Below are 20,102 nucleotides of genomic sequence, written 5' to 3'. Positions count from 1 at the left end.
GGAGCCGGCCTCAGAACTCCAGGTTGTCGATCAACCGGGTGCGCCCCAGCTTGGCCGCGACCAGCGCCACGCGCGGGCCGTCGTAGCCATCCTCCGGCTCGGCCAGCTCCGGCGTGCGGACCACCGCGTAGTCCACCGCGAAACCGCCTCCGGCGAGCCGCTCCGCCGCCGCCGCCTCGACCTGCGCGCGCGGCGTCCCCGCCTCGCAGGCCTCGCGCATGCCCAGCAGCACCTTGCGGATCAGCGCGGCACGCGGGCGCTCCTCCGCCGACAGGTACTGGTTGCGGGAACTCATCGCCAGGCCGTCCTGCTCGCGCACGATGCTGCCGGCCAGCAGTTCGATCGGGAACGCCAGGTCGGCCACCATCTGCCGGATCACCGCCAGTTGCTGGTAGTCCTTCTTGCCGAACGCGGCGACGTCCGGCTGGGCCTGGTTGAACAGGCGCGCCACCACCGTGCACACGCCATCGAAGTGGCCGGGGCGGTGCGCGCCCTCCAGCACCTCGCTGATGCCCGGCGCCCGCATCCGCATCGCCAGCTCGGTGCCGAGCGGGTACATCGTCTCCACGCTCGGCAGCCAGAGCACGTCGCAACCGGCGTCCTCCAGGCCGCGCATGTCGGCCTCCGGCGTGCGCGGATAGCGCGAGAAGTCCTCGTTCGGGCCGAACTGGGTCGGGTTCACGAACACGCTCGACACCACGCGGTCGGCATACTGCCGCGCCAGCATCACCAGCGAGAAGTGGCCGGCATGCAGGTTGCCCATGGTCGGCACCAGCGCCACGCGCAGGCCCTCGCGCTTCCACCCGGCGACGATCGCGCGCAGCCGGGCCAGGTCTTTGACGGTCTCGATCATGCGGCGTAGGCGTGCTCTTCGTCGGGGAAACTGCCGTCGCGGACGGCTTCCGCATATGCGCGGACCGCGCCCGCGACCGAACCGCCCTCGGCCAGGAAGTCCTTGACGAACTTGGGCCGGCGGTGGCCGCTGTCCAGGCCGAGGAAGTCGTGCATCACCAGCACCTGGCCGTCGCAGCCGGGACCGGCACCGATGCCGATGGTCGGGGCGGCCACCTCGGCGGTGATCTGCGCGGCGAGCGGGCTCGGCACGCATTCCAGCACCAGCAGCGAGGCGCCCGCCTCGACCACGGCCCTGGCATCCTCGACCAGCCGTTGCGCGGCGTCGCCGCGCCCCTGCACCTTGAACCCGCCCAGGCGCAGCACCGACTGCGGGGTCAGGCCCAGGTGCGAGCAGACCGGGATCTCGCGCTCGACCAGGTGGCGGATCACGTCCAGCTTGAAGCCGGCGCCTTCGATCTTGACCATCTCCGCGCCGGCCTGCAGCAGCTGCATCGAGGCGTCGAAGGCGCGTTCCGGGGTGGCGTCCGCGCCGAACGGCAGGTCGGCCACCAGCAGCGCCCGCTGCAGCACGCGCGCGACCGCCGAGGTGTGGTAGACCATGTCGCGCACGGTCACCGGCAGGGTCGAATCGTGGCCCTGCACCACCATGCCGAGCGAATCGCCGATCAGGATCAGGTCGACGCCGTTGGCCTCGAAGGTACGCGCGAACCCGGCGTCGTAGGCGGTCAACATCACCAGCTTGCGACCTTCCCGCTTGGCCTCGGCCAGGGCGGGAACGGTCCAGGGCTTGCTATCGGCGTGGCTGCTCATGAACTCATTACGTGGGGTGATAAGCCCAGCATTATCTACCCAATCGGCTCGATCCCGCAGGCATCGATACCGGCGAGTACGGACTTCACCGTTCCATGGCCCGGGATCATCGCCTCCGGGGCGACCTCGGCCAGCGGCACCAGCGCGAACGCACGCTCGTGCAGGTGCGGGTGCGGCACCTGCAGGCGCGGCAGCCCGATGCGCCGTTCGCCATAGAGCAACAGGTCCAGGTCCAGCGTGCGCGGCCCCCAGCGCTCGCCCGGCAGGCGGGTCCGGCCGAAGCGCCGCTCGATCCCCAGCAGCGCGTCCAGCAGCGGCTCGGCTGCCAGGCCGGTCTCGACCAGTGCGGCGGCGTTGATGAAATCCGGCTGGTCCTCGCGGCCCCATGCCGGCGTGCGGTACAGCCGCGATGCCGCCACCAGGCGGGTCCGCGGCAGGTCCGCCAGCGCCGCCAGCGCCTGCCGCACGGCCGCCGGCGCATCGCCCAGGTTGGCTCCCAGGCCGATACAGGCCCTTACCAAGCCCGTTACTCCGGGCTGGAGCCGGTGGCGCGCCGGCGCCGGCGGCGGCGCTTGTGCGGGGCCGGCGCGTCGTCGCCGAGTTCGACCTGCGCCGACTCGATCGCCGAGACCAGCTCCTGCCCGGACTGCTGCTGCGCCTCGCGCCAGAACTCGACATCGGCGGCATGGTCGGGCGAGGCGATCTGGCGCAGCGCCAGGAAGTCGAACGCCGCGCGGAAGCGCGGGTGCGCCAGCGTGCGGAACACGCGCTTGCGCTGCCGCGAGGAGAAGCGGGTCTGCAGCAGCCAGATCTCCTGCATCGGCAACGAGAAGCGCCGTGGCAGCGCGACCCGCTCGATCTCGTGCAGGGTGACGCGGTCGGCGGCGCGCCGCTGCGCCTCCTCCACCGGCACGCCCTGGGCCTGCAGCATCGCCAGGGTCCGGCAGAACGCCGGCCACAGCAGCAGCGCGAACAGGAATGCCGGCGAGACCGGCTCGTCGTTCGCGACCCGCTGGTCGGTATTGCCCAGGCCCGCGATCAGCATCCGGCGCAACGCGCCGCTGCGGTTGGAGCGCAGCGCCGCGGCGCTCTCGGGGAACAGCGCGTCGAGCAACCCGTGCCGCTCCAGCCCTTCGAAGCTGGCCACGCCGTGGCCGGACAGGAACAGCTTGAGCACTTCCTCGAACAACCGCGCCGGCGCGGCGTCGGCCAGCAACCCGGCCAGGCGCGGGATCGGCCCGGCCGTGGCCGGCTCGATCTCGAAGCCGAGCTTGGCCGCCAGGCGCACCGCGCGCAGCATGCGTACCGGGTCCTCGCGGTAGCGCTGCTCGGGATCGCCGATCAGGCGCATCACCCGCGCCTGCACGTCGTCGAACCCGCCCACGTAGTCGCGCACCGAGAAGTCCTCGATCGCGTAGTACAGGGCGTTGCAGGTGAAGTCGCGGCGGATCGCGTCCTCCTCGATCGTGCCGTAGACGTTGTCGCGCACCAGCCGGCCGTTCTCGACCTCGCGGTCGCCGCTGCCGTCGTCGCTGTTGGCGCGGAACGTGGCCACCTCGATGATCTCGCGGCCGAACACCACGTGCGCCAAGCGGAAGCGGCGGCCGATCAGGCGGCAATTGCGGAACAGGCTCTTGACCTCCTCCGGCGTGGCATCGGTGGCGACGTCGAAATCCTTGGGATGCCCGCCGACCAGCAGGTCGCGGACCGCGCCGCCGACGAGGAAGGCGCCGAAGCCCGCCTCGCGCAGGCGGTACAGCACCCGCAGTGCGTTGGGACTGATGTCCTTGCGCGAGATGACGTGCTGCTCGCGCGGAATCACCCGCAGGGTGAACGGAGATGTAACTGAAGGTTCGATGGTGGCGCTTCCCAAAGTGGTGCAGGATGTTGCCGAACGGATTCGAGCCCACTATACTAGCGCGCTCACATCGACGTAACAAAACGCTCCCTTCGTCTAGTGGTTAGGACGTGGCCCTCTCAAGGCTAAAACAGGGGTTCGAGTCCCCTAGGGAGCGCCACGTCGGATGCGAGAACGAAAAAGCCCCGCCAATGCGGGGCTTTTTGTTTTTCCCTCCCCCTCTGGTGAGGCGGGGGGAAGCACCCTGGTCCTCCCCGTCCCGGCCCACGCCGGCGGCGTGGGCGCCCGGGGGCATGCGCGCCATGGCGTGCATGCCTTACCCCTCTCCCCTGGCGGGAAAGGGGCGGCAGCAGGGCTCAGCCCTCCATCTGCTCCAGTTCCTTGCCCTTGGTCTCGTAGACCCACTTGAGCACGAAGAACACCGACAGGAAGGCCGCCACGGTGTAGATCCCGTAGGCCCCCGCCAGGCCGATGCTGCCGAGCAGGATCGGGAAGGTCACGGTGATCGCGAAGTTGGAGGTCCACTGCGCCGCGCCGGCCACCGCCAGGCCCGAGCCGCGGATCTGGTTCGGGAACATCTCGCCCAGCATCACCCACATCACCGGGCCCCAGGACATGTTGAAGAACACCACGTAGGCATTGGCCGCGACCAGCGCCAGCAGGCCCATCGAGTCGGACATCGCCAGCTTGCCGTTCGCATCCAGCGATGCGCTGGCGAAGGCGTAGGTGACCAGCGCCAGCGTGACCGCCATGCCCGCCGAGCCGACCCACAGCAACGGCTTGCGGCCGATCTTGTCGATCAGCACCACCGTCACCAGGCAGGCGCCGATGCTCAGGCCGCCGGAGAGCACGTTGATCAGCAGCGCGTCGTTCTCCGAGAAGCCGACCGCCTGCCACAGCACCGCGCCGTAGTAGAACACCACGTTGATGCCGACCAGCTGCTGGAACACCGCCAGGCCGATGCCGATCCAGACGATCGGGCGGATCTTGCCGGTCGCCTTGTTGATCAGGTCCGACAGGCTCGGCCGGTGGTGGTCCTCCGACAGCGATGCATCGATCTCGCCCAGCTTGGCCTGCGCCTCGGAGGCGCCGTACAGGCGCGTCAGCACCGCCAGGGCCTCTTCCTTGCGCTTCTTCACCACCAGGTAGCGAGGGCTTTCCGGGATCGTCAGCAGCAGGATCAGGAAGATGGCGGACGGGATCGCCTGCATCCAGAACATCCAGCGCCAGGCCTCCTGCCCGAACCACAGGTGCTGCGTGGACGCGCCGGCCGCCTTGGCCAGCAGGTAGTTGGACAGGAACGCGCAGAACAGGCCGCTGATGATCGCGATCTGCTGCACCGTCGCCAGCCGGCCGCGGTAGCGCGCCGAAGCGACCTCGGCGATGTAGGCCGGCGACATCACGCTGGCCGCGCCGACCGCGAAGCCGCCCATCACCCGCGAGAAGATGAAGAACGCGGAGCTGTGCGAGGCCCCCGCGCCCAGCGCCGAGAGCAGGAACAGCACCGCGGCGATGATCAGCACCGCGCGGCGGCCCCAGCGGTCGGCCAGGCGGCCGGCGAAGAACGCGCCGATCGCGCAACCGAGCAGCATCGAGGCGACCTCGAAGCCGATCCCGGCCGAGCTGGAATGGAAGGTCTGCTTGAGACCGTCGACCGTGCCGTTGATGACGCCGCTGTCGAAGCCGAACAGGAAGCCGCCGATCGTGGCGACGCAGCTGATCAGGATGATGAAACGGGTGTTCTCCGCGGCGTGCGCGGCGGCTGGATTCGCAGCCGTGGTGGTGGTGCTCATTCCGGTGGTTCTCCCCGGGTTGTGTTCGATTGACCGCACCGGCGTGCCGGTGCCCCTCGCATGATCGTGGCCGCCGGCCTGCCGGCACCGGATCGCCGGTGCCGGCCCTCGCCAGCGCGGCGGCCGCGCCGACTCTACCGCCTGCCGGCGGTCACCGCGACCACCGGCCGTGCGCGGTCAGCGCAACAGGTACTGGTTGAGCAGGTTCTCGTAGGCCTCCTGGCGGCCGCTGGTCTGCTTCGGCTCGCCGTGCTGGGCGGCCAGGCCCGCCAGCGCCGCCAGGTCCAGCTTGCCGTCCACGAAGTCCTTGCCCGCGCCGCTGTCGAAGCTGGCGTAGCGCTGCTGGCGCCACTGCTCCCACGGCGAGGCCGTCAGCAGCGCGTGCGCCACCTCCAGCCCGCGCGCGAACGCGTCCATGCCGCCGATGTGCGCGATGAACAGGTCCTGCAGGTCGGTCGACTCCCGGCGCGGCTTGGCGTCGAAGTTCAACCCGCCCTCCAGCCCGCCCTGGCGCAGCACCACCAGCATCGCCCCCACCGTGTCGTACAGGTCGGTCGGGAACTGGTCGGTGTCCCAGCCGTTCTGCGCATTGCCGCGGTTGGCGTCGATGCTGCCCAGCAGGCCGTGGTCGGAGGCCACCTGCAGGTCGTGCTCGAAGGTGTGACCGCTCAGCGTGGCGTGGTTGGCCTCGATGTTGAGCTTGAAATCCTTCTCCAGCCCGTGCTCGCGCAGGAAGCCGGCCACCGTGGCGCTGTCGAAGTCGTACTGGTGCTTCATCGGCTCCATCGGCTTGGGCTCGATCAGGAAGTTGCCCTTCAGCCCGATGCTGCGGCCGTAGTCGCGCGCCATCGTCAGGAACCGCGCGAAGTTGGCCAGCTCGCGCTTCATGTCGGTGTTGTGCAGGCTCGCATAACCCTCGCGGCCGCCCCAGAACACGTAGTGCTCCCCGCCCAGCTCCACCGTCGCCTCCAGCGCCGCCTTCACCTGCACCGCCGCGCGCGCCACCACCGCGAAGTCCGGGTTGGTCGCCGCCCCGTTCATGTAGCGCGGGTGGCTGAACAGGTTGGCCGTGCCCCACAGCAGCTTGATCCCGGTCGCCGCCTGGCGCTCCTTGGCCTGGGCCACCATGTGCCTGAGGTTCTTCTCGTACTGGCCGATGTCGTCCGCGTCCGGCGCCAGGTCCACGTCGTGGAAGCACCAGAACGGCGTGCCCAGCTTGGTGAAGAACTCGAACGCCGCATCGACCTTGGCCTCGGCCGTGGCCATCGGCGTGCCGGCCTCCCACGGGAACTTGCGCGTGCCCGGCCCGAACGGGTCGGCCCCGGCGTTGCCGAAGGTGTGCCAGTAGCAGGTGGCAAAGCGCAGGTGCTCGGCCATGGTCTTGCCGCCGATCTTCTTGTCCGCGTCGTAGACCTTGAACGCCAGCGGGTTGTCCGAGTCGCGGCCTTCGAACTTGATCCGGCCGATGCCCGGGAAATATTCCTTGGCGCCGATGAAAACGTTGCTGCTCATGTCGGGTCCTTGCTGCTGATCAGGGGGAAAGGGAAAGGGAAACGTCTGGGGAAATCGTGTGTAGAAGTGACAAAGGCTCCTCCCGCGGCACTCATGAGACCGCACCGCGGTACAGCGGCGTCACCGCCTGCAGGTAGCGCTGGAAGCTCCGGTAGCCCTGCGCATAGGCCGCCGTGCGGCCCGGATCGGGCGTGGCCGCCAGGGCCTCGTCGAACCGCAGGTGCGCCAGCACCACCTCCGCCAGCGTCGCACCGCCGCCCGCGCACGCCCACAGCGCCTGCAGCGCCGCCCCGAAGGCCGCACCCTCCGGTTGGCTCGGCACCCGCACCGGCAGCCCGAACACGTCGGCCACCATCTGCCGCCACTGCGCGCTCTTGGAGCCGCCGCCGGTCAGCAGCACCGTGTCGAAGCGCAGCCCGGCCTCGACGAAGGCGTCATAGCCGTTGCGCAGGCTGTAGGTCGCTCCTTCCATCGCCGCCCGGTACACGTGCGCCGGCGTGGTGTTGTGCGGCTCCATGCCGAACAGCATCCCGCGCGCGGCCGGCAGGTCCGGGGTGCGCTCGCCGTTGAAGAACGGCAGCATCGCCAGCCCGTCCGCGCCCGGGGCCGTGCCGGCCACCGCCGCCTCGGCCTGCGCCCGGTCCAGACCGCCCAGCCGCATCGCCGCCTCGGTCGCCACCGTGCAGTTCATCGTGCAGATCAGCGGCAGCCAGCCGCCGGTGGAGTCGCAGAACGCCGCCCAGCGCGCCGCCGCGTCCACCACCGGCCGCTCGGCATGCGCGAACAGCGTGCCGGAGGTGCCCAGGCTCATGGTCAGCCGCCCCGGCACCACGTTGCCGGTACCGATCGCCGCCATCATGTTGTCCCCACCGCCGGTGGTCACCCGCACCCCCGCCGGCAGGCCCAGCGCCTGCGCCGCCGCCGACGACAGCGCGAAGCTCGTGCCCGGCTCCACCAGCGGCGGCAACGCCGCGCGCAGGTCCCGCTCCGGGTCGATCGCCCGCAGCATCGGCTCGGACCAGGTGCGCGTGCGCACGTCCAGCCAGCCGGTGCCCGAGGCGTCGCCGGCTTCCATGAAGCGCTCGCCGGTCAGCCAGAAGTTCACGTAGTCGTGCGGCAGCATCACCGTGGCCATCGCCGCGTACGCCGCGGGCCGGTGGACCCGGGTCCACGGCAGCTTGGAGGCCGTGTAGCCGGCCAGGATCGGGTTGCCGGCCGCGGCCACCGCCCCCGGCACCCCGCCCACCGCCGCCATCAGCGCCTCCACCTGCGCCTGCGTGCTGGTGTCGCACCACAGCTTCACCGGCGCGGTCACCGTCCCGTCCGCCGCCACCGGCACGAACCCGTGCTGCTGGCCCGACACCGCGATCCCGCGCACCCGCGCCCGCTGCCCGGCCGGCAACCCGGCAAAGCACGCCACGATCCCCTCGATCCACCACGCCGCTTCCTGCTCGCGCGTGCCGTCCTCCGCGCTCGTCAGCGCCAGCGCCGACGACTGCGTGGACACCACCTCCCCCGCCTCGGGATCGTAGGCCACCAGCTTCACGCTCTGCGTGCCTACGTCCAGACCTACATAAAGACTCATTGCTTCACCAATCGACCGTTCTTGAAGCCCACCTGCTGCGTGCGTCCGGCGCCGAGCCCGAATGCCAGGACCTGATCCGCATAGGAAATCTCGTAGCGCCCGCCCTTGTCACTGTGCAGCACCGCATTCGACAGCCGGCCCTGCTCCCAGGTCAGGTCCAGCGTCGCCGCCCCGCGCACGCGCACGCCGCGCAGGCGCCCGCTCGGCCACGCCTTGGGCAGGGCCGGCAGCAGGAACACCGTCCCGCCCCAGCTCTGCACCAGCATCTCGGTGATGCCGGCGGTGCCGCCGAAATTGCCGTCGATCTGGAACGGCGGGTGCGCGTCGAACAGGTTCGGATACGTGCGGTCCGGCGACAGCAGCAATTGCAGGATGCGATGGGCGTGCTCGCCGTCGCGCAGCCGCGCCCACAGGTTCAGCCGCCAGCCGATGCCCCAGCCGGTGGCGTTGTCGCCGCGGATCTCCAGCGAGCGCTTCGCCGCGGCGGCCAGCCCGGGCGTGTCGCGCACGTTGATCTGGCTGGACGGGTGCAGCGCGTACAGGTGCGAGACGTGGCGATGGTGGATCTCCGGCGCCTCCATGTCCCAGTCCTGCTGCCACTCCTGCAACTGGCCGGCCTTGCCGATCCGGTGCGGCGGCAGCTGCGCGCGCAGTTGCGCCAACTGCGCGCCGAAGGCCTCGTCCACGCCCAGCAGCTTGCCCATCGCGATGCACTGCGCGAACAGGTCGCGCAACAGTTGCGCATCCATCGCCGGACCGGCGCAGACGGCCGCACCGAACGGATGCTGGTTCTCGGGCGACATCGACGGGTTGGTCACCAGCGCGCCGGTGGCCGGATCGCGCTGCAGCGTGGCGACGAAGAACTCGGCCGCGCCCTTGAACAGCGGATAGATCCTTTCCAGGCAGGCGCGGTCGCGGCCGTAGTCCCAGCGGTCCCACAACTGCTGCAGCAGCCACACGCCGCCCATCGGCCACAGGCTCCACTTGGAGCCGTCGATCGGCCCGGCCTGGCGCCACAGGTCGGTGTTGTTGTGCACCACCCAGCCCGGCGCGCCGTACATCGCCCTGGCGGCGCGCGCGCCGGTCTGCGCGAGATCGAACAGCATGGCTTCCAGCGGCTCGACGCACTCGTGCAGCGCGTTCGGCTCGGACGGCCAGTAGTTCATCTCGGTATTGATGTTGATGGTGTACTTGCTCTCCCACGGCGGCGCCATCAGGTCGTTCCAGACGCCCTGCAGGTTGGCCGGCTGGCTGCCGGGCCGCGAACTGCAGATCAGCAGGTAGCGGCCGTACTGGTGGTAGAGCGCGGCGAGCGCGGGGTCGTCGCCCTGGGCGAAACGGCGCACGCGCTCGTCGGTCGGCAGCGCCGCCGCCTCGCTCGTGCCGAGGTCGATGGCGACGCGGCGGAACAGCCGCCGATGTTCGGCCAGGTGCCGCCGCAACAGCGCCGGATAGTCGTACCCGGCTACGTTCCGCAACGCTTGCGCGGTCGCCGCGAGCGGATCGCCGCCGACGTCGTCGTAGCGACGGTAGCTGGTGGCCGCGGCCAACAGCAGCACGACCTCGTCGGCGTTCTGGACGTGGATGCGGTCGCGCAGGACGCGCACCGTGCCGCCCTTGGCCCGCGGCAGCACGCGCAGGGCAAAGCGCAGCTTGCCCTCGATGCCGGCGAAGCCCGCGTTCCTGCCGCTGAACAGCAGGCCCTCTCGATCGGCCGCGATGTCGCCGGCCTGCGGACTGTCGATGCCGATGCGCAGCGACACCCCGCCCGGCTGCTCGCACGAGAGCCGCACCACGATGCATTGGTCCACCGGCGATACGAACACCTCGCGCCGGTGCCTGGCGCCGCCCGAACTGAAGGTGGTGATCGCCAGGGCGCTGTCCAGGTCGAGCTCGCGCCGGTAGTCGCCGATCCCGTCGGCGCGGTCGAAATCCAGCAGCAGGTCGGCCAGCGGCTGGTACGGCATCTGCTTGTGCGGGCGCGACAGCAGCTTCTCGTCGGCGAGCTTCTCGGCCTCTGCATAGCGGCCTGCGAAGATCAGCTCGCGCACCTGCGGCAGCGCCGCCAACGCGTCGGGACTGGTCGCGTCGTATGGGCCGCCGGCATAGAGCGTGTCCTCGTTGAGCTGCAGGCGTTCGTGCCCGATGCCGCCCCAGACCATCGCCGCCAGCCGGCCGTTGCCGACCGGCAATGCCTCCACCCACTCCTTGGCGGGCTCGGGATACCAGAGCGCCAGCGCGCCCTGCGGGGCAACCGGCGGCAGCTCGGCCGGTTCCGGCGCCGCCGCCACGCTTCCGGCACGCATCGTCATGCCGGCCGCGAGACCGCCGGCGCCCAGGGCCTTGCACAGCTCGCGGCGAGTCAGTTCGACGCTCATCAGGCCAACGCTCGTCGTGGGAGGGAATCCATGCCCGGCAGGTTTTCCCGAGCATCCGCCCGGGCCGATGGCCCTGGACCACCCGGCATCCTTCGCGCAGGCATTCCGGCCAGCGACGCAAAAGCCGCCGGGTCCCCGCCTGCGCGGGGACGACGGTCCTTGGCCGGCAACGGCATCGAAGGCATCACTTCGCCTGGCCGCCCTTGAACGCCACGGTCAGCGGCTTGCCGGCGTACTGCACGGTCGCGTCCACCTTCGGTTCCAGCGCCCCGGCATCCTCGCGCGGACCGTCCACGAACCGGACGTTGATCGTGCGCTTGGCCGGCATGCCCGGCCAGCTGCCTTCGCGCTGGCCGATGCTCAGCACGCCCTTGGCCTGGTCCCAGCTCAACGGGATGCGGCTGTATTCGCCCTTCTCGTAGCCGTAGTCCTTGCCCTGGTCCTCGTACAGCGAGAACTGGCCGTCGGCGCCGGTGTAGACGACCACGGTCAGCGGCGCGTCCGGCTTCTCGTCCACGTACTGCTGCACGGTGGTGGTGGGCACGATCGAACCGGCGCGCACGAACAGCGGCATGCGCTCGATCGGCGCATCGGCCTGGATGGTCTGCCCGCCCTGGTAGCGCTTGCCGGTGGCGAAGTCGATCCAGCTGGTGCCGGCCGGCAGGTAGACCGGACGCGAGGTCGCGCCGAACCTGGTCACCGGCGCGACCAGGAACGCCGGTCCGAACAGGTACTGGTCGTTCAGGTCGGCTACCTTCGGATCGTGCGGGAAGTCCATCGGCAGGCCGCGCATGATCACGCCGTCCTTGAAGTACGTATCCGCCGCCAGCGTGTAGATGTACGGGATCAGCGTGTAGCGCAGCTTGTCGTAATAGGCCAGCGAGGCGTAGTACGGCGTGCCCTCCGGCGCGATGTTCCAGATCTCGCGGTACGGGAACTGGCCGTGCGAGCGGAACAGCGGCACGAACGCGCCGAACTGGAACCAGCGCGTGTTGAGCTCGCGCCATTCCGGCAGGTGCGCCGGGTCCTGGTTCTCGTAGCGCTTCTCGACCGAGAAACCGCCGATGTCGAAGGTCCAGTTCGGCAGGCCCGACATGGAGATGTTCACGCCGGCCGAGATCTGGTCGCGCAGGTCGTCCCAGCGCGAGACGATGTCGCCGCTCCATACCGCCACGGCGTTGCGCTGGGTCCCGGCGTAGCCCTTGCGGGAGAGGATGAACACGCGCTTGCCGTCGGCGGCGCGGTCGCCCTCGTAGACGCCGTGGGTATGCGGCAACGGATAGGCGTTGAAGTACTCGGTGGAACTGCCCAGCGCGTTCGGCGTCAGCCGCTCCTTACGGGTGGCGATGTCCAGGTTGGAATGGATGTCCGGCTCGTCGGCGTCCATCCACCACGCGTCGATGCCCTTGCTGTTGAGCTTCTCGTTGATCTGGCGCCAGTAGATCTTCTGCGCCTCGGTGGCGAACGGATCGTAGAACGCGTTGAGGTAGCCCTTGCCGATCCAGTCGAGCTCGCCGGCCTCGACGTTCTTGGTGAACATGTAGCCCTTGGCGGCGAGTTCCTTGTAGTTCTCGGTGTTCGGATAGAACTTCGGCCAGATCGAGATCATCAGGTTGGTGTGATGGTCATGGAAATACTTGACCATCCCGTCCGGATCCGGGAAAAACTGCTTGTCGAAGTCGTGCGAGCCCCAGGCATCGACCGGCCAGTACGACCAGTCCAGCACGATGTTGTCCAGCGGCAGGCCGCGCTTGCGGTACTCGGCGACCACGTCCTCCATCTCCTGCTGGCTCTTGTAGCGCTCGCGGCTCTGCCAGAAGCCATAGGACCACTTCGGCAGCAGCACCGCCTTGCCGGTGAGCTTGCGGTAGCCGGCGATCACCTGGTCGGCGTTGTCGCCGGCGACGTAGTAGTAGTCGATCATCTGCCCCGCTTCGGACCACAGCGAGAGGTCCTTGGCCTCGGCGGCCGGCAGCGGGTCGCGGTGCAGCAGCGCGATGTAGCTCGGGTCGATCAGGTCCCACTCGATCTTGACGGTGTGGCGCTCGCCGGGCTTCATCTGCAGCGCGAACTCGTGGTGCCACGGGTTCCAGTTCTGGCGCCAGCGATCGATCACCGGCTTGCCGTCGACGTAGAGCTTGAGGTACTCGCTGCCGTACAGCGAGAAGGTGTGCTCGCCGGCGCTGAGCGCCTCGATCTGGCCCTCCCAGCTGGCCTGCATGCGGCCGTTCTTGGTCTTCGCGTTCTGCGGGTACTTGGCCAGGTCCTTGATGTACTGGTAGTTGACCTCGCTCTCGCGGCGCGTCGCCACGACCTTGCCGTCCACCGAGTAAGTGGCGGTCAACGCGCCCGGCTTGCCCTTGGCGTCGTACAGCTTGAGCGACTTGTCGAGCGGTTGCAGGCCGCGCGGATCGCCCAGGCGGGTGATCGAGTTGTTGTCCCACAGGATGCCGTAGTTGCGGCTGGACACCAGGAACGGCACCGCCATGTCGATATTGCTCTGCAGCAGCTCGACGTTGCGGCCTTTCTGGTTCATCCAGCCCTGCTGGTGCTGGCCGAAACCGTAGATCGCCTCGCCATCGGGCGAGACGAAGCGCTGGCGCGTGCTCAGCAGGCGCTGGGTGCCATCGACGGTGATCGGCGCGAAGCTGCGGCCGCCCGCCACTTCGGACAGCACCGGCTTGCCGCTGGCGTCGGCGAAGCTGACGTGGCCGTCCGTGGTGGAGACGGTCGCGGTGACCTTGGCGGTCTTCAGCGTCACCGCGTCGCCCTGCTGGTCCAGGGTGAAGCCCGTGTCGCCCTGCACCGGCACGCGCATCAGGCTGGGCGAACGCTGGAAATCGCCGTCCTGGTCGGCGCTCACGCGGATGATGCCGGCATCCACGACCTGCAGCCGCACCGGCGAGGCGCCCTTGGCGCTGGGCACGACGGTGACGCCGTCGGCGGCCTTCCTCACTTCCTGGGCGCCGGCCGCGCCGGCCAGCAGCATCAACGAGAACGCCAGGCTGCGTGCCAGTGGCGTGGGTTGCAGGCCTGTGGCCGCGTGGGTGGACTTGCGCATGTTCTCTCCCTTTTGTGTTGCGGTCTGGACGCTCTGGGGCGCCTGGATCATTGATAGGTGGCGAGCTTGATCTTGAGCAGCTGCGGGGCGCTCGAGAAATTCACGCCGTAGTCGGTCTGGTCGCCGTTCCAGTTGCGCTGGAACTGCCACTGCCCGGCCTTGTCGTAGAAACCTTCCTCGACGCGGTCGTAGACCATGTTGGCGGTCGCCTCGCTCGCCGGATGCAGGGTCACGCGGGCGTGCACGGCGGTGACGAGGAACTCGTCCGGTGCCAGCTCCGCGATCAGCGCACCGCCGATCGGCTCGGGGTTGCCCGGCGGCTCGCCCTGGAACCAGAACTGCGGCACCCCGTAGGTCACGGTCGCGGCCCAACGCTCGTTGAGCGGGATTTCCTGCACCGCCACGCCCGGTTGCTCGGCCACGCCGTGCAGCTTGCCCTCGGACGCGGCCTTGGCGAACTGGCGCATGCCCAGGCCCACCAGCTTGTAGTTCAGCGCGAACGGCGCCAGCGTCTCCTCGTTCACCTGCTTGGCGCCGAGCGGATAGTTGGAATAGCGCGTGTAGTCGATGCCGAACGCCGACCAGCCGATGCCGTCGTGGCCCAGCGCCGGGAACAGGTAGCGGGCGTACTCGGTGCGGTTGCCGGTCTCGGCCACGAACAGGGCGTTGTCCGGGCGCGCGTAACGGTCCAGCACCGTGGTGTACATGGTGTACTCGGGCATGTAGATGTCCGGCGCCAGCAGGTCGATATGCGGTCCGGCGGCCTTCCAGACGTCCAGCACGTTGTCGGTCGGCCCGCCGCTGGCGTACTGCCCCGGCTGGCCGGGGTTGAACGGCCCGCGCAACGCGGCGTTGACGTACATCGGCAGCGGATAGACCGCCTTACCCGCCTCGGCGACCTGGTCGATGAAGCGCGCGATCGACCAGGCATGGAAGAATTCGTCCGCGTCCTTGCCGAACACCTGCGCCCAGGTGCCCGGCTGCTTGCCGAGCTTCTTCAACAGCTCTTCCGGCACCTGGCCCTCGAACAGCTGCTGCGCCATCGGCGAGAAGTCGCGCACGCTGCCGTAGGTGCCGGCCTCGTTCTCGGGCTGCACCATGATCACGGTGCGCTGCGGATCGGCCTGCTTGAGGTGCTTCATGAACTCGACGAACGCCTTGCGGTCGGCCTCCAGCGTGGCCGGCGCGTGCGGCGAGAGCGAGCCGAGGGTGCGGCCGTCCTGGGTCACCACGCGCGGGAAGCGCTTGTTGTCGGTCTTGACCCAGCGCGGGGTGTAGTTCGGGCCGTTGTTCTTCCAGGTACCGAACCACAGCAGCACCAGCCGGACGTCGTTCGCGCGCGCCTGCTCCAGCAGCGTGTCGACGAACGAGAAGTCGAACTTGCCCTCCTCCGGCTCGACCTGCTCCCACGCGATCGGCACCTGCACCGTGTTGGGGCCCATCGCCTTGATCGCCGGCCAGACCTGCTCCAGCGTCGCGGGGTAGTTGCTGGAGTTGTTGACCTGCGCGCCGAGGATCAGGAACGGCGCGCCGTCGACCAGCAGCGCGTGCTTGCCGTCCTTGCTGACGAACTGCGGGATCGGCGCCTGCCTGGCCGGGTCGGCGGACGCCGCCTGCCTGTCCGGTGCTCGTGCGCCGGCTGCGGCCGCGCTTGGCGATTCCGTGCGCTGGCAGGCCGCCAGCGCGAGCGTGCAGGCCACGCCGAGCAACAGGCGGGCGCGGGAAGAATGGAAGTTCGTCATGGACAGGCGGCTCCTGAGTTGTTCGATGAGTCGTCGTCCCCGCACTGGCGGAGACCTGGTGCCGTGAGGCACGGAGGCGCCGGGTTCCCCCGGCACGCGCGGGAAACGTTCCGGACGGAGCTCGCGGTGCTCACCATTCGTCGCTCCGGAAGGGCGACACCGGCAGTTGCTCGCGATTGACCAGGTCGGCATCGACCGGGTTCTCGCTCCAGGCGTAGCGCACCGCGACCGGAGCGGACACCGCGTCGCTGCGCACCACGACGCGGTCGCCCTCGATGCGCGCCCGCGCCGGATGGAACTTCCGGTCGGCGCCGGCCAGGGCAAAGCCGTGCACGTCCGTGCCGCCGCCGCGCACCGCCAGGGCGCTGCCCATCGCCTTGAAGCGCACCTGGGCCTGGCCGCCGGCGAACTCGGCGCGCTCGAACACCGGCGCGCTGTACACCAGCGACTCGCCATAGGCGACATGGCGCGCCGCCAAGGCCAGGCGATGGCCGACGTCCTGCTTGTTGGTCGGATGGATGTCGTCGGGCGTGCCGACGTCGATGATCACCGCCTGCCCGGTCGCCGGCAGCGCCAGGGTCTTGGACTGCGACTCGCGCAGCTGCGCCCACGGGCTGAGGTCGCCCTTGTCCGAACCGGCCTTCCAGTTGGCCAGCTGCACCCACAGGAACGGCAACTTCGGCTGGCCGCGCTCGGTGCGCCACTGCCGGATCATCGCCGCGAACTGGTCGCGATAGCGCAATGCGCCGCCCTCGTAGGCGTTGCTCTCGCCCTGGTACCAGATCACGCCCCTGACCGGGAACGGCTGCAGCGGATGGATCATCGCGTTGTACAGCAGCGTCGGCACCTGGTTCTTGTCGTCCTGGGCCGCGATCGTGACCTTGGCCGGGCGGAACTTCCACGCGCCGTCGATCGGCCGCCGCGCTCCGTCCCGCGGCTGCACGTACAGCGCCGAGGCATCGCCGTGGATACCGCCGCCGCCGCCGGTATCGACCACCTTGATCGCGACGTGGTTGACGCCCGCGCGCAGCGCCGCCGCCGGCACGGCATAGGCCCGGGGATCGCCGTAGCGGTTCTCGGTATGGCCGACCTGCTGGCCGTTGACGTAGGTGAAGTCGGTGTCGTCGACCGCCGCGATGCCGAGCGTGATGCCGGCCTTCGCCTCGGCGGCGCTCAAGGTGAACGTGGTGCGGTACCAGGCGATGCCGTCCATGCCCGGATAACCGCCCTGCTCCCACAATCCCGGCACCGGGATGCTGTCCCAGTCGCCGTCGTCGAGATCGGCCGCGGCCCAGCCGTCGCCTTCGTCGTCGGCCTGCGGCCAGCGCGCCACGCGCTTGCGGGTCGCCGCCATCTGCTGCTCGTCCTTGCTGCGGACCTCGGCGAGGCGCGCGGCGGCCTGCGCTGCATCCAGGCCTTGCGAGGCTGCGTCCATCCAGGCCTCGATCGCGCTGCCGCCCCAGGTACTGTTGACGATGCCGATCGGCACGCCGGTGCTCTTGCGCAGCTCGCGCGCGAAGAAATAGCCCACGGCGGTGAAGGCGCCGGCGTTCTCCGGCGTGGCCGCCTTCCACTCGCCCCCTTGCAGGCGCGGCTGCGGCGACTCGGCCCAGGACTTGGGCACCTTGAAATGGCGCAACTGCGGATCGCGGGCGTTGGCCACTTCCCGCGCGCCGTCGCGCGCCTGCGCCAGCGTCCATTCCATGTTCGATTGGCCGCTGGCCAGCCATACGTCGCCGACCAGCACGTCGCGCACCTGCAACGCACCACCATCACCCTCGACGGACAGCACGTACGGCCCGCCGGCGCGATGCGCGGGCAGCACCGCCTTCCACTCGCCCTGCGCGTTGGCGGTCGCTTCGGCGCGGCGGCCGTCGAACGCCACGCGGATCTTCGCCCCCGGCGTCGCCCAGCCCCATACCGGCATCGGCTGGTCGCGCTGCAGCACTGCGCCGTCGGCGAACAGCAGCGGCAGCTGCGGCTGTGCGGAAGCGGCACCGTTCGCGCCGGCGAGCGCCAGCGCGAGGGATGCGAAGGTGAGACGCACGTTCATCTGATCTCCTCGAAATTCAGCGCGGATCGCCGTAAATCACGCCGCGCCCTTCCGCGGCGAAGTAGACACGTCCATACAGTCGCGGATCGCCGGTGACCAGGCGCATGCCGCCATAGCGGTGGGCATCGTCGTCGATGCGGGTCCAGCGCTTGCCGTCGTCGTCCGAACGGAACAGCCCGGTGACGCCGCCCACCTGGCCATACAGGAACAGCGTCGGCGCCTTGCTCCCCGGCCTGGGCGCGCCCAGCCCCAGCGACATCGCGTTCTCCACGCCCGGCAAGCGCTCCGGCCCACGTGCGGACCAGCGTCGCAGGCCATGCTGGCCCGCCGCGATGTAGACCGTCGCCGGATCGGTCAGCGAAGGCCGCAGCTCCGCGCGATACCACGGGCCTGGCTCGCCGAGGCCGGCAGCGACCTCCTTGAACTCGACGCCACCGTTGCCGCTGCGATAGAGCTTCCCGCTGGCAGGATCGAAACCGTAGTAAGTGCCCGCATCGAAACGATCGGCCTCGACCACCGCGTTGTTCGGCAGTCCCTTCGCCGCCTGCCAACGTTGGCCGAAGTCGGCGGTGACCCAGGCGGTATCGGATTTGCTCGGCGTCCAGATCACACGCTTGCCATCGGCGCCGACGGTGATGCGGCCGGCGCCCTCGCCCTGCGGCGGCTCGCTGGCGAACGCCTTCCAGCTGCGGGCGCCGTCCTGCGAATACAGCGCCCGCACCTCGCCCTCGTGATGGCGGATGCGCCCCGCGCGCACCAGTACCTGCGGCGCCTGCCCGGCCCATGCCATCGCTTCGGTGTTGGTCAGCCGCGGACCGCCGAACTGCAAGGTGTACTTGTCCAGGTCGTCGTGGCGGAAGCCGTCGATGTCGCCCACGCCACTGATCAGGTGCGCGCCCTCGGACGGGCTTGCCAGGGCGAGCGCGGCGGTCTCTTCCAGGCCATCGTCGTCGAACCCCCAGCGCACCGGCGCGCGGCCGGCCTCGGTCAGGTTGCGCGAAGCCCACAGACCGTAACCGGTGACGAACAGCGCGCGATCCGGATCGAACGGATCGATCGCCAGCGAGGCGATCCAGTGCGGGAACGCCTGCTCCGTCCATGGCACCACGCTGTGGTCGAACTGCGAGCCGCCGAGGATCGGCGTCCAGTGTTCGCCGCCGTCGACGCTGCGGAAGATTTCCTCGTGCGGCTGGTAGCGGCAGAACGTCGAGGCGATCAATACCTTCGGGTTGGCCGGGTCCACCGCCACCGCGCCCCAGCCGAAGCCGTCGTGCTGCAGGTCGCTGGACTGCGGCACGGGACTGATGTCGCGCCAGGCGCCGCCCGCGGGCGAGTAGCGCCACAGGGCGCCGTCGTTCATCACGTTCGGGCCGGGCTCGTCGCCGTAGGCGATGTACAGCTCGCCGTCGGACGCCAATGCCATCCGGGTCGGGCGCAATCCGCTCGGCTGGCCCTTCACCGGCGCCCAGCGGACGCCGCCGTCGTGCGAGACGTAGAGACTGGTCCCGCGCGTGGACACCGCGGCATAGAGCGTGGGCGTGGCCTTCCCCGGACGCCCGCTGGCCGGATCGAACAGCACCGAGACGATGCCGACCGGCTGCAGGCCCGCCCAACGGGTCTGCGTGCCGGACTCGGGCGCGGTGGCGACCGCCGGGAACGCCTCCACCTTCTTCCAGCTCGCGCCGCCATCGCCGCTGCGCCACAGCCCGGCCCCGCGCGAGCCGAAGAACAGCACGCGGCCGTCGTTCGGGTCCACCGCCAGGCGTTCGCCGTTGCCCCGGCCCATCTCGTTGCCGCCGAGCGGAAACGGCAGGTCGGCGCGCTGGAAGGTGCGGCCGCGGTCCGACGAGCGCAGGATCGCGCCATTGCCCCGCTTCAGGTACGTGCCCACGGCCAGGTACAGCCGCTCCGGATCGGACGGATCCACCGCCAGGCTCTCGACGCCCATCAGGTTGGCATCGTCGTGCGGCAGCCAATCCAGCAGCGGCACCCAACGCTTGGCGGCGGCGTCCCAGCGGTAGGCGCCACCGATGTCGGTGCGGGCATACGCCAGGCCGCGCTCGCGCGGATGGAACAGCACGCCGCTGACGAAGCCGCCCGCGCCCACCGCGACGTTGCGCCAGGCATACGCGGTCGAAGCGGCCGATGCAGAGGCGATGGCCGGAGCCAGCAGTGCCGCGCAGGCCAGCAGCAGGGCCATGGCCCGGCCGCCTGCGCGGCGAAGAAAAAACACCGGCCCGGCCGCCTGCTCGGCGTGCCGGACCGGAGACGCACTTCCTACGGCGCGTTTCTGGGACGACCTGCACTGCGAGGCCATCCCGTTGATCATCGCTGCCACGTCGCGGCCCTCCGGCGGCACGTGGGAACGGTCACATTCCGCGAACGCGGAGCGTGGATATGCTGCTTCGACATGATTCCCTCCCAGGACACATGTACTGCATACGCAGGCACCAGC

At 69.9% G+C, this 20,102-nt stretch carries 12 protein-coding genes and 1 tRNA gene; 1 reads left to right on the top strand and 12 read right to left on the bottom strand.

The genetic code is table 11. The features are described from left to right. Positions 1 to 10 precede the first annotated feature (10 nt). From panC to pcnB, 4 genes are read right to left on the bottom strand one after another with little or no spacing between them, the layout of a single operon-like run. Positions 11 to 853, bottom strand: a complete 843-nt coding sequence (gene panC / locus M3M27_RS09180; RefSeq protein ID WP_434027850.1) for a pantoate--beta-alanine ligase — start codon at positions 851 to 853, stop codon at positions 11 to 13. Beyond that, positions 850 to 1,665: a 3-methyl-2-oxobutanoate hydroxymethyltransferase gene (panB, locus tag M3M27_RS09175; RefSeq protein ID WP_140721805.1), complete on the bottom strand. Its 816-nt coding sequence runs from the start codon at positions 1,663 to 1,665 to the stop codon at positions 850 to 852. The genes panC and panB overlap by 4 nt, the downstream gene beginning before the upstream one ends. Positions 1,666 to 1,700: 35 nt before the next feature. Further along, positions 1,701 to 2,186: a 2-amino-4-hydroxy-6-hydroxymethyldihydropteridine diphosphokinase gene (gene folK, locus M3M27_RS09170; protein WP_434027849.1), complete on the bottom strand. Its 486-nt coding sequence runs from the start codon at positions 2,184 to 2,186 to the stop codon at positions 1,701 to 1,703. A gap of 5 nt (positions 2,187 to 2,191) precedes the next feature. After that, the gene (gene pcnB, locus M3M27_RS09165) at positions 2,192 to 3,565 is read right to left on the bottom strand and encodes a polynucleotide adenylyltransferase PcnB (RefSeq protein ID WP_434027990.1); all 1,374 of its coding nucleotides are present in this window, start codon (positions 3,563 to 3,565) and stop codon (positions 2,192 to 2,194) included. A 43-nt stretch (positions 3,566 to 3,608) separates the two neighbouring features. Between pcnB and M3M27_RS09160 the strand changes: the two genes are divergently transcribed. After that, positions 3,609 to 3,683: transfer RNA gene (locus tag M3M27_RS09160), tRNA-Glu, on the top strand. Positions 3,684 to 3,879: 196 nt separating this feature from the next. On the opposite strand, the gene M3M27_RS09155 is transcribed toward M3M27_RS09160, so the two are convergent. The 8 genes from M3M27_RS09155 to M3M27_RS09120 all read right to left on the bottom strand — a co-directional run bounded on the left by M3M27_RS09155 (position 3,880) and on the right by M3M27_RS09120 (position 19,847). Next, positions 3,880 to 5,316 (bottom strand): sugar porter family MFS transporter, encoded by a 1,437-nt coding sequence (locus M3M27_RS09155; RefSeq protein ID WP_140721816.1) that lies wholly within the window; start codon positions 5,314 to 5,316, stop codon positions 3,880 to 3,882. A 177-nt stretch (positions 5,317 to 5,493) separates the two neighbouring features. Continuing rightward, a complete protein-coding gene (gene xylA / locus M3M27_RS09150) occupies positions 5,494 to 6,828 on the bottom strand; it encodes a xylose isomerase (RefSeq protein WP_140718572.1) in 1,335 nt (444 codons plus the stop codon). 91 nt (positions 6,829 to 6,919) lie between these two features. Next, positions 6,920 to 8,413 (bottom strand): xylulokinase, encoded by a 1,494-nt coding sequence (gene xylB / locus M3M27_RS09145; RefSeq protein ID WP_434027848.1) that lies wholly within the window; start codon positions 8,411 to 8,413, stop codon positions 6,920 to 6,922. Next, positions 8,410 to 10,725 (bottom strand): glycoside hydrolase family 95 protein, encoded by a 2,316-nt coding sequence (locus M3M27_RS09140; RefSeq protein WP_434027989.1) that lies wholly within the window; start codon positions 10,723 to 10,725, stop codon positions 8,410 to 8,412. The genes xylB and M3M27_RS09140 overlap by 4 nt, the downstream gene beginning before the upstream one ends. Before the next feature lie 250 nt (positions 10,726 to 10,975). Beyond that, the gene (locus M3M27_RS09135) at positions 10,976 to 13,852 is read right to left on the bottom strand and encodes a TIM-barrel domain-containing protein (RefSeq protein ID WP_434027847.1); all 2,877 of its coding nucleotides are present in this window, start codon (positions 13,850 to 13,852) and stop codon (positions 10,976 to 10,978) included. A gap of 47 nt (positions 13,853 to 13,899) precedes the next feature. Further along, positions 13,900 to 15,594, bottom strand: a complete 1,695-nt coding sequence (locus M3M27_RS09130; protein ID WP_434027846.1) for a DUF5597 domain-containing protein — start codon at positions 15,592 to 15,594, stop codon at positions 13,900 to 13,902. A gap of 130 nt (positions 15,595 to 15,724) precedes the next feature. Beyond that, on the bottom strand, positions 15,725 to 17,647 hold the full coding sequence (locus tag M3M27_RS09125) for a sialate O-acetylesterase (RefSeq protein WP_434027845.1): 1,923 nt from the start codon (positions 17,645 to 17,647) through the stop codon (positions 15,725 to 15,727). Positions 17,648 to 17,663: 16 nt separating this feature from the next. Further along, entirely contained in the window at positions 17,664 to 19,847 is a 2,184-nt protein-coding gene (locus M3M27_RS09120) for a cellulase (RefSeq protein WP_434027844.1), read from the bottom strand. Positions 19,848 to 20,102 lie beyond the last annotated feature (255 nt).

It is taken from the genome of Xanthomonas boreopolis, from assembly GCF_046529185.1.
In the GTDB taxonomy this organism is placed as follows: Bacteria; Pseudomonadota; Gammaproteobacteria; order Xanthomonadales; family Xanthomonadaceae; genus Pseudomonas_S; species Pseudomonas_S boreopolis.
Note: the sequence above shows the minus strand (reverse complement) of the source record. Positions and strands in the feature narration are given on the sequence as shown.